This window comes from Hymenobacter sp. UYAg731, assembly GCF_054061335.1.
Window position 1 is genome coordinate 760764 of the sequence record NZ_JBSSEC010000003.1, and the last position, 13551, is coordinate 774314.

General features: G+C 57.9%; 11 protein-coding genes. 2 read left to right on the forward strand and 9 right to left on the reverse strand.

Translation table 11 applies throughout. The features are described from left to right. Positions 1-16: 16 nt before the first annotated feature. Entirely contained in the window at positions 17-1888 is a 1872-nt protein-coding gene (hscA, locus tag ACVWYF_RS11365; protein ID WP_457067957.1) for a Fe-S protein assembly chaperone HscA, read from the forward strand. A 72-nt stretch (positions 1889-1960) separates the two neighbouring features. Beyond that, the gene (locus ACVWYF_RS11370) at positions 1961-3133 is read left to right on the forward strand and encodes an anhydro-N-acetylmuramic acid kinase (RefSeq protein ID WP_457067959.1); all 1173 of its coding nucleotides are present in this window, start codon (positions 1961-1963) and stop codon (positions 3131-3133) included. A 44-nt stretch (positions 3134-3177) separates the two neighbouring features. Here ACVWYF_RS11370 and ACVWYF_RS11375 read toward each other — a convergent pair whose 3' ends face one another. From ACVWYF_RS11375 to rpsM, 9 genes are all read right to left on the reverse strand, one after another. Continuing rightward, positions 3178-3714, reverse strand: coding sequence for a hypothetical protein (locus ACVWYF_RS11375; protein ID WP_457067962.1), 537 nt, complete (start codon positions 3712-3714; stop codon positions 3178-3180). A 93-nt stretch (positions 3715-3807) separates the two neighbouring features. After that, on the reverse strand, positions 3808-8178 hold the full coding sequence (locus ACVWYF_RS11380) for a CARDB domain-containing protein (RefSeq protein ID WP_457067964.1): 4371 nt from the start codon (positions 8176-8178) through the stop codon (positions 3808-3810). Between the two features lie 111 nt (positions 8179-8289). Beyond that, complete coding sequence (locus tag ACVWYF_RS11385) at positions 8290-8604, reverse strand: FtsB family cell division protein (RefSeq protein ID WP_457067966.1); 315 nt, start codon at positions 8602-8604, stop codon at positions 8290-8292. 75 nt (positions 8605-8679) lie between these two features. After that, positions 8680-9951: a phosphopyruvate hydratase gene (eno, locus tag ACVWYF_RS11390; protein ID WP_457067969.1), complete on the reverse strand. Its 1272-nt coding sequence runs from the start codon at positions 9949-9951 to the stop codon at positions 8680-8682. A gap of 248 nt (positions 9952-10199) precedes the next feature. Beyond that, the gene (rplQ, locus tag ACVWYF_RS11395) at positions 10200-10754 is read right to left on the reverse strand and encodes a 50S ribosomal protein L17 (protein ID WP_457067972.1); all 555 of its coding nucleotides are present in this window, start codon (positions 10752-10754) and stop codon (positions 10200-10202) included. A gap of 186 nt (positions 10755-10940) precedes the next feature. Beyond that, complete coding sequence (locus ACVWYF_RS11400) at positions 10941-11930, reverse strand: DNA-directed RNA polymerase subunit alpha (RefSeq protein WP_457067974.1); 990 nt, start codon at positions 11928-11930, stop codon at positions 10941-10943. A gap of 90 nt (positions 11931-12020) precedes the next feature. Continuing rightward, on the reverse strand, positions 12021-12626 hold the full coding sequence (rpsD, locus tag ACVWYF_RS11405; RefSeq protein ID WP_457067977.1) for a 30S ribosomal protein S4: 606 nt from the start codon (positions 12624-12626) through the stop codon (positions 12021-12023). 26 nt (positions 12627-12652) lie between these two features. Next, entirely contained in the window at positions 12653-13045 is a 393-nt protein-coding gene (gene rpsK, locus ACVWYF_RS11410) for a 30S ribosomal protein S11 (protein ID WP_035567868.1), read from the reverse strand. Positions 13046-13132: 87 nt separating this feature from the next. Next, entirely contained in the window at positions 13133-13510 is a 378-nt protein-coding gene (gene rpsM, locus ACVWYF_RS11415; RefSeq protein ID WP_035567870.1) for a 30S ribosomal protein S13, read from the reverse strand. Positions 13511-13551: the final 41 nt, after the last annotated feature.

Below are 13551 nucleotides of genomic sequence, written 5' to 3' on the forward strand. Positions count from 1 at the left end.
GCAGGCCCTTGTTTATATGGCTACAGTAGCAATCAACCTGGCCACCGGCAGCCTTCAGCAGGAAGAAATCATCGTCGGCATCGACCTAGGCACCACCAACAGCCTCGTGGCCTACGTGCATCCTGAAAGCCGCCAGCCCGCCGCCATCAACGATTTGGGCCGGGGCACCATCGTGCCGTCGGTGGTGCATTTCCCTGCCGGTGGGGCCGACCCCATCATCGGGGCCGAGGCCCGTGAGTATCTCCTCACTGACCCGCAACGCACCATCTATTCCGTGAAGCGCCTGCTGGGCAAAAGCTACCGCGACCTGGGCCAGCACGCCAGCCAGCTCGGCTACAAAGTCATCGACGACAATTCCGAGGGCCTGGTCAAAATCCGGGTCGATGACCGGTTCTTTTCCCCTATTGAGTTGTCGGCCGCCATCCTGCGGGAGTTACGCGCCCGCGCCGAGCACGCCCTGAAAACCCCGGTGAACCGCGCCGTTATTACCGTGCCGGCTTATTTCAACGACTCGCAGCGCCAGGCCACCCGCGATGCGGGCCGCCTCGCGGGCCTTGAGGTGCTGCGCATCGTGAATGAGCCCACCGCCGCCGCCCTAGCCTACGGCATCGGCCTCGACCCCGACGAAGAGAAAACCGTGGCCGTGTACGACCTCGGCGGCGGCACGTTCGATATCAGCATTCTGCGCATTCAGCAGGGCATTTTTGAAGTGCTGAGCACCAACGGCGACACCTACCTTGGGGGCGACGACCTGGACCGCGCCGTGGTGGACTACTGGACGGCCATCTTCGGCCTTCCGGATGCTTTCCATACTAACCCACACTTGCAGCAGCAGCTGCGCCTGGCCGCCGAGATGGCCAAGAAATACCTCAGCCAGCACGACGATTTCACGACCCACCTCACCGACGAGGCCGGCCAGAATATCACCGTCACGCTCACCCGCGCGCAGTTCAACGACCTCATCCGCCCGCTGGTGGACCGCACGATTACGGCCTGCCGCCAGGCATTGGCTGATGCCAAGCTCGAAACCAAGCTTGATGCCGTTTTGCTGGTAGGCGGCTCTACCCGCGTGCCGCTAGTGTACGAAGCCGTGTCGGAGTTTTTCGGCCAGCCGGCGAATAATTCACTTAACCCAGATGAAGTGGTAGCGCTGGGGGCGGCCATTCAGGCCGACATTCTGGCCGGCAACCGGCGCGATGTGCTGCTGCTGGATGTGACGCCGCTCACGCTGGGCATTGAAACGCTAGGCGGCCTGTTGGACCCGATTATTCCACGAAACTCGAAAATCCCGACCAAGGCCGGCCGCCAGTATACCACCAGCGTGGACGGGCAGGTGAACCTGAAAATTGCCGTGTACCAGGGCGAGCGCGACCTCGTGAGCCAGAACCGCAAGCTGGGCGAATTTACCCTCACCGGCATTCCGGCCATGCCCGCCGGCCTACCCAAAGTTGATGTCAACTTCCTGCTGAATGCCGACGGCATCCTGAAGGTGGAGGCCATCGAGCTACGCTCCAACACCCGCCAGCAGGTAGAGATAAAGCCCCAGTACGGCCTCACCGACGACCAGGTAGAACAGATGCTGATGGACTCGCTGGTGAATGCCAAGGACGATGTGGCCGCGCGCCTGCTCATCGAAGCCCGCACCGCCGCCGAGCAGTTGGTGTACCAGGTAAATAATTTCACCCGTAAAAACCGCCAGCACCTTACGGAAACCGAGCTGACCGCTACCGAGGCGCAGGTTGCCACGGTACAGGCCGCACTGGCCGCCACTGAGCGCGACCCCATTCTGAAGGCCATGGACGAGCTCGACGAACTGACCCGTCCCTATGCCGAGCGGGTGATGAACATCTCTATCCAGCAAGCCATGGCGGGCAAGAAAATCGAGTAGCATCCCGGCTAACAGCACAACGGGGCACAAACTGCTTTTTATACCTTTGCAAAAGTTCTCAAAGGCCCATTCGTGAACCCTTATCTCGCCCGTCTTTTCACGCTGGCCCAGCAGCCCGGCCGCCGCATCATTGGCCTGATGTCAGGTACTTCGCTCGATGGGCTGGATGTGGCGCTGTGCCGCTGCGTAGGCCACGGTGCCCAGCTACAGACCGCGCTGGAGCACTTTGCCACCCTGCCCTATTCTGCGGAATTCCGACAACGGCTGCGGGCCATTTCGCAGCCCGCCGTGGCATTGCAGGACGTTACCATTCTCAATGCCGAAGTGGCCCGGCAGCACGCGGAGATGCTATTGGTTTGCCTGCAGTCCTGGCAGGTGGCAGCGGCCGAGGTCGACCTTATCGCCAGCCACGGCCAAACCATCTGGCATGCGCCGCGTCACCAGCACCAGCAGCCCGGTTTCCCTTACCACGCCACGCTGCAAATCGGCGATGGCGACCACCTGGCGGCACTCACCGGCATCATCACCGTGGCCGATTTCCGGCAGAAACACGTAGCTAACGGCTTTGAGGGAGCCCCATTGGCTGGCTACGCCGACCAATTACTGTTCTCCTCCCCCACCGAAAACCGCCTGCTGCTCAACCTCGGCGGCATTGCCAACTTCACTTACCTACCGGCTCAGCCCGCCGTCGGCCTACCCCTCACCACCGATACCGGCCCCGGCAATACGCTGCTCGATGCCGTGACGCGGCAGCATTTCCCGGGCCGCGAGTATGATGAAAACGGCGCTATAGCGGCCAGCGGCACCATTCATGCGGCGCTGTTGCAGGAGTTGCTGAGCCACCCGTTTTTCGCCGCGCCGCTCCCCAAAACCACCGGCCCAGAGCTTTTCGGCCCCGACTACCTGCACGAAGCGCAGCACCAAACGGGCACCTCTTCGCTGCCTCCCGCCGATGTGCTGGCCACTTTGGTTGAGCTAACGGCTAGCGGCGTAGCCATGGCTGCCCGCCAGTGCCGCACGGCAGCCGGGAATGACAGTGTGGCCTGCTACGTGAGTGGCGGCGGCAGCCACAATGCCACGTTGCTCCAGGCCCTGCAACGGCACCTGCCCACTGCCCGCTTCGCGCCCATTGATACGCTGGGCATTCCGGCCGATGCCAAAGAAGCCGTGTTGTTTGCCGTGCTGGCCAATGAAACCGTGGCGGGCAGCCCCAGCATCAGCTTGGGCAAAATATGCTTGCCCTAGTCATTTGCCTGATTGGGGATTAGCGCAAAGCAACTGTGCCGCAGCTACCTGCTTTGCAGACTTTTTCCACCTTGTTTATTCGACCTGGCAATTGTACTGGTGCGCAGGCTGAACCCCAGCACTGCCCGGGAAGCCGTGTCCCGAAACGTTACCTCCAGCAGTTCCGACGGAGTCCGCAGGCTGGAGTCGGCCGCGAAGGAAAAGCTATAGAATAGCCGTGAGCTGCCCCCATCGCCAAGGCGCACCCCCAGCTTGTAGAGTTCGATGACCGTACCGCGACCGGGCCGCTGGCCACTTTTCCAAAGCGGCCGGGCCGCGACGGCAAACCGGGCGAGGCTGATGCTCTGCCGAACCTCCGGTGCCAAACGGCTGTAGGCTGACGAATAATTGGCGCGGAGTATGGCCCGCAGAAACTGGCCCGCTACCTGGCCCTGGCTGAGCAGTGAGCCAGCTTTTGCAACCGGCCGTGCGCTCCCCAAGGCTCCCCATACTACGCCTACGGCTGTCAGGTTCAGCATCAGCAGGCCTATCGCGAAGTTGGTTAGCCACCGCTTTTGCTTCCGGCCGGAGTGTACTTGCATGGCCAAAAATAAGCGGGGGCGGCTGGTCCGGACTGATGTCCGGGCCGCCGCCCCCGCTCCGGCCCCTGCTGGGGGCCAGTCAGCCTGCGCAGGTTATTCGATGACCACGCGCCGCGTCACGTTCAGGTTCGTACCAGTGAGGTGCAGCACATACACCCCGGTGGCCAAGCCACGCGTCGAAATCTCGGCCTGATTGGCGCGGCCGGTGCCCAGCTGCAGCTGTTGCGAGCTCACCTGCTGCCCCAGGGCATTGAACAGGTCCACCGAAGCCGTGCAGGTTGCGCCTACACCGGTCATTTGCACGCGCAACGCATTGCCATTGGCCACGGGGTTGGGGGCTACGGCCACGCTGTAGCCAGCGGTTTGCTCGCGGCTGGCCAGCCCCTGGGTTACCGTCACGGCTAATGAAGCCAGGTTGTTGGTTTCGTTGGCTTCTGCCACCACATTCAGGGGGTCAGCCACAAATAGCACGTAGTAAGCACCCGGCGTTACGCTGGTCGGCACGGCCGCCACCAGTTGGCGGTTGGCACTCACGCTAGCCGCCAGCGAAGTGCCGGCGCTGGTACCCAGCAGAACGTCGCTGGCATCCAGCACCTGGTTGGTCGAGAGGTAATAGCCCACGGCCGAGCTGGCCGCCGAGCCGCCGCCCTGGTTGGCCACGGTGGCGCTCAACGACAGGTTGCCGCCAGCCGGCACCGACGATGGCGAAGCCCCAATCTGCGTCAGCAGCAGGTCGGGCAGAATCGTGGGCGCGGTTACGCAGGTCACGGCGGCATCGAAGCCCGAGGCCGTCACGCTGCCATCACTCGTGAATACGAGGGTCAGGGCACCGGTTGAGTTGGTAGCCAAAATGGGCAGCGAGGGCATTGCCGTCAACGTGGCCAGCAGCGGCGACTGCGCATTCGGACCGTCGTAAATCATCAGCCGGTCGCAGCAAGATTCTACCACAAACGAGTTGAACGAAAGCTGAATGCGGCTATTGGCCGTGCCGGGGTTAATGGTCAGTGTGCCGTTGGCATTGTCTGAATAGTTGCCAAATCCGGCGTGGTCATACACCGTAGTGCTGCAGGTAGTCACGGTATTTGTACCCGAGTAAGGCACGACGGTGCCCGTGAACGGACCCGTTACTGTGAACTGGTAATAGCCCACGTTGTTGTTTTCGTTGGTTTCGGCCACCACGTTCGTGGGGTCGGCTACGGCCAGCAGGTAGTAGTTGCCGGCGGCGGTACCCGTCGGAATCGTCACGCTAGTGCTCGAATTCAACGATTGGTAGGCCCCCAGCAGGCCGCCGGTGGTAGTGCTCATTAGCACGTCGTTGGCATCCAGCGTCGAGTTGGTCGACAAGTAATAGCCTACGTTGCTGCTTGGCGAGGACGTATTGCCCGCGTTGTAGATGTAGGAGTTAACCGGAACCGAAGTACCGGGTGCTACCGACGTGATGTTCATATACAACTGCGTAATCTGCAGGTCGATGCTTGGAGTCGTTACCTGAATGGTGGTGCTGGCTACGTTGTTGTTCTCGTTGGTTTCCACTACGGCATTGGCAGGGTCGGCCACAAACAGCACGTAATAGTAGCCTGGTGCCGTGCCCGTAGGAATAGTAGCCGAAGCCGTGCGGTACGAGCTTGCATTGGCCGCCAACTGGCTTCCGGCCACGGTAGTCAGCAGCACGTCGTTGGCGTCCAGCGTCGAGTTCGTCGACAGGTAATAGCCCACCGTGCTGCTTGGCGACGAGAGCGAGCCCGTGTTGTAGATATATGCCGCCAGGGTCACTGTTGCACCCGTGCCTACGGTGTAGGGAGTGGCATTTGCCTGGCTCATTTGCAGGTCGATGCCTGGAGCCGTTACCTGAATGGTGGCACTGGCCACGTTGTTGTTCTCGTTGGTTTCCACTACGGCATTGGCCGGGTCGGCCACAAACAGCACGTAGTAGTAACCCGAAGCAGTAGCCGTCGGCACCGTGATGGTCGAGTAGATGTTCAGGTAGCCGCCGCCGTAGAGCGTGGAATTTGGCTGGCTGCCCAGCAGCACATCATTTGCGCTGAAGGTATTATCAGTCGACAAGTAGAAGCTGATATTCGCCGGGGTGGCCGCACTATTGCCCAAGTTGTTGAGGTAGCACGAAGCGCTTACACTGGCTCCGGCCGCCACCGTGGTCGGCGATACATACGGGTACGTCACTGATAAATCAATCGTCGGCGCAATTACCTGAATGGTGGTGTTGGCTACGTTATTATTTTCGTTGGTTTCCGTTACGGCATTGGCCGGGTCAGCCACAAACAGCACGTAGTAGTAGCCTGCCGCTGTCCCCGTCGGAACCGTGGCCGAAGCCGTGCGATACGAGCTTGCATTGGCTGCCAATTGTCCACCAGCCACCGTATTCAGCAGCACGTCGTTGGCGTCCAGCGTCGAGTTGGTCGACAGGTAATAGCCCACCGTGCTGCTCGTCGATGCGATTGTGCCGGTGTTGTAGATATACGAGCTCAGGCTCAGCGTGCCGCCGGCCCCCACAGTGTAGGGAGAGGCATATGCCTGGCTCATTTGCAGGTCGATGCCCGGAGCCGTCACCACGAGGGTAGTGCTGGCCACGTTGTTGTTCTCGTTGGTTTCCGCCACGACATTAGCCGGGTCGGCCACAAACAGCAGGTAGTACGTGCCCGAAGTAGTACCGGTCGGTACCGTAATGGTCGAATAGATATTCAGATAACCGCCGCCATACAGCGAAGTATTCGTCTGGCTGCCCACCAGCACGTCGTTCGCGCTGAAGGTGTTATCGGTCGACAGATAAAAGCTGATGTTGGCGGGGCTGGCCACGGCATTGCCCAGGTTGTAGAGGTAGCACGAAGCGCTGGCGCTGGCTCCCGCCGCCACTGTGGTCGGCGATACATACGGGTAAGTCACCGACAGGTCAATTGTCGGCGCGATTACCGTCAGGGCCAGGCTGCTCACGTTGTTGGTTTCGTTGGTTTCGGTCACTACGTTCGTGGGGTCGGCCACAAACAGCACGTAGTAGCTGCCCGCCGCCGTGCCCACCGGCACCGTCAGGTTGGCCGAGCGGTACGAGGACAAGTTAGCAGCCAGTGTCCCGCCTGTCACGGTCGACAGCAGCACATCATTGGCATCCAGCGTAGTGTTGGTCGAGAGGTAAAAGCCCATCGTGCTGCTCGTAGCCGTCACGTTGCCCTGGTTATATATCGAAGCCGAGGCTTGCACCGTGCCGCCGGCCACGGTCGAATTGTAGTAGAGCGAGGGCTGCTGCACTATCAAATCCACGCCGGGAGGCGCTACCGTAATGGCAACGGACGCGACGTTGTTGTTCTCGTTGGTCTCCGCCACCTGGCCCTGATAGTCGGCCACAAACAGAATGTAGTACGTCCCGGGCGTCAGGCCCGTAGGAATAGCGGCCGTGCCGTAGCGCGACGAAGAATACGTTGTCGTAAGGGAGCCACCGTACTGCGAAGTCAGCAAGATGTCATTGGCATCCAGCGTGGTGTTGGTCGAAATGTAAAAACCGACGCTGCTGCTGGTGGCCACGGCGTTGCCGGTATTCAGAATGTAGCAGCTCATGGATATCGGCGTGCCCACGGCCGTAGTCGTTGGCGTCACCGAAGGCTGCAAAATGGTCAGGTCGATGCTGGGTGCCGTTACCGTCACGTTCACCGAAGCCACGTTGTTGTTTTCGTTGCTCTCGCTCACCTGGTTCAGGTAATCACCGGCAAACAGGATGTAATAGCTGCCCGGAGCAGTTGTGGCCGGAATGGTAACCGAGGTATAACGGCTGCTCGACAAGCCCGGGTTCAGCGCGTAGCCCGTCGAATTGCCCAGCAGTACGTCGTTGGCGTCCAGCGTGGCATCCGTCGAGAAATAGTAGCCGACGTTGCTGCTGGTGGCCACTCCGGCCCCAATATTATAGATGGAGCAACTCAGCGAAACCGTGTTGCCGGCCACCGTGCTCAACGGGCTAACCGAAGCTCCCTGCACGGCCAAATCTGCCAGCGGCACCGTCGTCACGCACGACACAGCCGCCTCAATGCCACTCAGAGTGTAGGAGTAATCGCTTTGAAGCACCACCGTCAGGCTGCCGGTTGTGTTGGTCGCGTACACCGAGGCCGGCGGCAGGTTGTAGTTGTTATACTCACCAATCAGCGGGGCCGAAGTTGAGCTACCGTCATAAATCCGCACCACATCGTAGTAAGGGTCGATGTTGAACTGGTTGAATTGCAGCCGGATTTTGTTGCCGGCCGTGGCTGGCACCAGCGTAGTGCCCCCCAGCGCGTTGTTCGAATAGGAACCCGATGCCCCACCATCATCATATAGGGTGCCCGCGCAGGTGGTTACGGAAGTAATGCCCGAGACGGGTAGCAGGTATGTCTGCGCGTTAGCCAGTTGGCTCCAGAGCAGCACGGCCACCAGTACGCACCAGCGCAAAGGTTTCCGGAAAATCGCATCGTAGGATTGTTTCATGTGAAAAGGTTAGAAATTAAAAAGAAATTAGTAATAATGTCAGCAGTGGAGAACCAATAAATTGCGCGCAGTGATATTGCTATCCCATCGCGCTATCTCAATTTCCCGCTATTAGTTCTCGGTTTGGGGCACCAGTACAAACACGTCCTCACCGGGGCGTTTCATCAGGTATTTTTCCCGCGCAAATTTTTCCAGCAACGCTGGTGAGCTCATCAGTTCGGCCCGTTCTTTTTTTACCACCTCAATGTTATCGAGGTAATATTGCTTCTCATTGCGCAGCTCTTTCCACTTTTGGTAGATGTCGAACTGCTTGCCCACATCGTTGGCATCGAACACCAGCATCCAGACCAAAAAGCCCACGCCGGTCAGAAAATAGAAGCTGCGCACCACCCGAAGTATCGGACTAATGAAGAAAGGTAGATTCATCGATATAAAGGTAATACAAACGGCCAATTCCGCTAATGCGAAATTGGCCGTTTGTGCTCTTAATCACTGAAATACTTACATCTTCTTGCCGGGAAAGTACGCCACCTCGCCCAGCTCTTCCTCAATGCGCAGCAATTGATTGTACTTGGCCATCCGGTCCGAGCGCGAAGCCGAGCCCGTTTTGATTTGGCCCGTGTTCAGCGCCACGGCCAAATCAGCAATTGTGCTGTCCTCCGTCTCGCCCGAGCGATGGCTCATGATGCTCTTGTAGCCATTGCGGCGGCCCAGATTTACAGCCGCAATCGTCTCCGTCAGCGTTCCAATCTGGTTCACCTTAATAAGAATGGCATTGGCGATGTTCTCATCAATGCCGCGCTGCAAGCGGTCCACATTGGTCACGAACAAGTCGTCGCCTACCAACTGGGTTTGCTTGCCCACGCGCTCCGTGAGCGACTTCCAGCCACTCCAGTCATCCTCATCCATGCCATCTTCCAGGCTGATGATAGGGTATTTCTTCACCCAATCAGCCCAATAGTCCACCATTTGCGACGAAGTCAGCTTGTCGCCGGTGCTCTTCTTGAAGTGGTACACCCCGTCCTCGTAAAACTCCGACACGGCCGCATCCATCGCAATGAATACATCCTCGCCGGGGCGGTAACCGGCCGTTTCAATGGCCTGCAACACGATTTTGATAGCGTCCTCATTCGATTTGATATTGGGCGCAAAACCTCCCTCATCGCCCACGTTGGTGCTGAAACCTTGCTTCTTCAGCACGGCCTTGAGGTGGTGGAAAATTTCCGTACCCCAACGCAATGCTTCCGAGAAGGATGAAGCCCCGGTCGGCATAATCATGAACTCCTGAAAGTCAATCGAGTTGTCGGCGTGCGAACCACCGTTCAGGATATTCATCATCGGTACCGGTAAAGTCGAAGCTCCTACCCCACCCACGTAGCGGTACAGCGGCATGCCGGCATCCTGTGCCGCTGCCCGGGCGGCGGCCAGGCTCACACCCAGAATAGCATTGGCACCCAGATTGGCTTTGTTCGGCGTACCGTCCAGCTCAATCATAATCTTGTCGAGCAAGGCCTGCTCATATACTGAGAAGCCTACCAGTTCCTCGGCAATGCGGGAATTCACATTCTCCACCGCCTTCAGCACACCTTTCCCCATAAACTGGCTGGCATCGTCATCGCGTAGCTCCACGGCCTCGTGTTTGCCCGTGCTGGCGCCCGAGGGAACCGCTGCCCGGCCTACCACACCCGAATCAAGCGTTACGTCAACTTCCACCGTCGGATTACCACGGGAATCAAAAATCTGGCGGGCGTGAATTTGCGAAATGAAGCTCATAGCGTCTCGGTTTTAAATCTGTTTACGTTGCCACAAACCTACGGGAATCAGCCGGCATAAGCACAATTATGGTATCAATTCCTGTAGCGCCGCAGCTCCAACAGCACCAAACGATTGCAGCAGTACTCAGCCACAACCCTGCTCTCTGGCACCAGTAATCAAGAGGTGTTATCCTCGCCATTCTTCAACAAAAAAGAGGGACACACCTTTCGGCGTGTCCCTCTTCAGATTTTAGCAGCTTGCGGCACTTAAGCGCCAGCTTCGTCAGCCTTAGCTTCGGCTGCCGGAGCAGCTTCTTCCGGAGCAGCAGCTTCAGCTTGCACTTCAGTGGCCGAAGTAGCAGCGTCATCGCTAGCAGCCTTCTTGCCACCACGGCTGCGCGAACGACGGGTCGTAGCGGTAGCCTTTTCAGCAGCCGCCGATTTAGCTTCCAGCAGTGTCTCGTTGAAGTCCACCAACTCGATGATGCACATATCAGCGTTGTCACCCAAACGGGTATCGCTCAGCTTCAGAATGCGGGTATAGCCACCAGGACGATTAGCAATTTTGCCCGAAATGTTGCCAAACAGCTCCTTAATCGACTCCTTGTCCTGCAGAGCAGCAAACACCATGCGGCGCGAGTGCGTCGTATCGTCTTTCGACTTGGTCAGCAGGGGCTCGATGTATTTACGCAAAGCCTTGGCCTTAGCTACCGTAGTGGTAACGCGCTTGTACAAGATGAGCGAAGACGACATGTTCGACAACATGGCGTGACGGTGGGCGGTAGTCCGGCCCAAATGGTTGATTTTTCTTCCGTGTCGCATTGGACGTTTGAAAAAGTGTGTGCTTGCGGGCGGCGACCACGGCGGGCCTCAAAGGCCTCATTAGAACCGCTGCCCCTAGGGCACACTGTGGATAAATGTGAAAATAAAAAAATGTGGAGATGTGAAAGTTGTGGGTTGAGCGCAAAGCTCACATTTCCACATTATCACATCTCCACATTATAAACCCTAGTCTTCGTCTAGGCGATACTTGCCTAAGTCCATCCCGAACTCCAAACCACGCTCTTCAACGAGGTTTTCCAATTCAGTCAGGCTCTTCTTGCCGAAGTTACGGAACTTCATCATGTCGGCAATCTCAAGCTGTACCAATTCGCCCATCGTCTTGATGTCGGCAGCCTTGAGGCAGTTCTTGGCGCGTACGCTGAGCTCCATATCCTCCAATGGAGTCTTGAGCATTTTGCGCATCTGCATGGTTTCCTCATCAATCGGCTCGTCTTCGGTCACGCGCGGACCTTCGAGGGTCATCGTGTTGTCCGAGAACAGCATGAAGTGCTGAATCAGAATGTTGGCCGCACCTTTCAGTGCCTCCTCCGGGTGAATAGAACCATCGGTCTGAATCTCGATAACGAGCTTCTCATAGTCCGTCTTCTGCTCCACGCGGGTGTTCTCGATGCTGTACTTCACGTTCTTGATAGGCGTGTAGATAGCGTCGATGGCAATCTGACCGAAAACCTGGTCAGCCGGCTTGTTCTCATCGGCGGGCACGTAGCCACGGCCTCGGGCAATCGTCAACTCAAACTCCAACTCCGTGCTGGGATCCAGATGCGCAATTACGTGGTCGGGGTTCAGTACTTCGAAGCCGCTGGCGAACTTGGCAATATCAGCTCCCGAGAAGGTATCCTGGCCTTTCACGCGCACCGTAATTTTATCCGAGATGGCATCGCTCACTTTCTTGAAGCGGACCATCTTCAGGTTCAGGATGATTTCGGACATGTCCTCAATCACTCCTTCGATGGTCGAAAACTCATGTAGCACGCTGTTGGTGCGTACCGACGTGATGGCGAAACCCTCCAGCGACGACAACAGAATGCGACGCAGCGCATTACCGATGGTGACGCCGTAGCCCTTCTCGAGCGGCTTAAATTCAAACGTCCCGGTGAAGTCGTCGGATTTCTCCATCACCACTTTCTCCGGCATCTGAAAAGCTAAGATTGACATATGTGGGGCGTAAAAAAGGTAAAAAAATGGGGTGAAGTATACGCACAAGAGCGGCCCGACAAACTGCCGGGCCGCTACCATTAGCGCTATTTACTTCGAATACAGTTCGACGATGAGCTGCTCGGTGATTTTCTCCGGAATCAGCTCACGAGCGGGGGCGTTGATGAACTTGCCAGCCATCTCCTTGCCGTCCCACTCCAACCAAGAAAACTGGCGCGAGTTGCGAACTGACAGGCTCGTAGCAATAGCTTCCAGCGACTTCGACTTCTCCCGCACGGCCACGATGTCGCCGGGACGGAGGTGGTACGAAGGGATGTTCACCACTTCACCGTTCACGGTGATGTGCTTGTGACCAACGAGCTGGCGAGCAGCGCGACGCGTCGAGGCAATGCCCAAACGGTACACGGCGTTATCTAGACGCGCTTCCAGCAATGCGAGCAGGTTGTCGCCGGTGATGCCAGGAAGGGCTGCTGCTTTGTGGAACAGGTTTTCGAATTGCTTCTCCAACATGCCGTACATGTATTTCACCTTCTGCTTCTCCATCAGCTGGACAGCGTACTCCGACTGCTTCTTGCGACGGCCGCGGCCGTGCTGGCCCGGAGGATAAGCTTTTTTGTTGAGCGCTTTGCTCGGGCCGAAAATCGCCTCGTTGAAGCGACGGGCAATTTTTGAGGTTGGGCCGGTATAACGTGCCATTGTAATCTAATTTCTGAAGTGAAAAACTAAACGCGACGACGCTTGGGAGGGCGGCAGCCGTTGTGGGGCAGCGGCGTTACGTCGCGGATGGTGGTCACCTCAATGCCCACGTTGCCGAGGGCGCGGATGGCCGACTCACGGCCCGAACCCGGGCCTTTTACGAATACTTCGGCTTTGCGCATGCCCAAGTCGTGGGCTACTTTACCGCAGTCGCTCATCGCCATTTGGGCGGCGTAGGGCGTGTTCTTCTTCGAACCACGGAAGCCCATTTTGCCGGCCGAAGCCCACGAAATCACTTGACCGTTATTGTTCGTAATCGAGATGATGATGTTGTTGAACGAGGCACGGATGTGTACCTGGCCCACCTGCTCCACCACGACAACGCGCTTCTTGGCTTTGTCTTTTCTTTTTTGTGCCATTTGGTTATCGCAAAAAATGCGGGAGGTGTTGGCGCTGGCTGCGCGAGTGCATTACTCGCCAGAACCAGCGCCGATTCCCGGTTAAGTTTATTTAGTTGCCTTCTTCTTGCCGGCCACGGTCTTGCGCTTGCCCTTGCGGGTACGCGAGTTGTTCTTGGTGCGCTGACCACGAACTGGCAGACCTTTGCGGTGACGCAGACCACGGTAGCAGCCGATGTCCATCAAACGCTTGATGTTCGTCGTCACTTCCGAGCGCAGCACGCCTTCGGTTTTGTGCTCGGCAGCAATGATGGCGCGGACGGCACCCGACTCTTCGTCGGTCCAGTCCTTCACCTTCTTGTTGACATCGATGCCAGCTTTTACCAGAATCTTGCTGGCGTTGCTCCGGCCAATGCCGAAAATGTAGGTCAGCGAAATTTCGCCGCGCTTGTTGTCCGGGATATCAACCCCTGCGATACGAGCCATATTGGATGGTTATGTGTTTGCGGACAGAAACCCGGCAACTA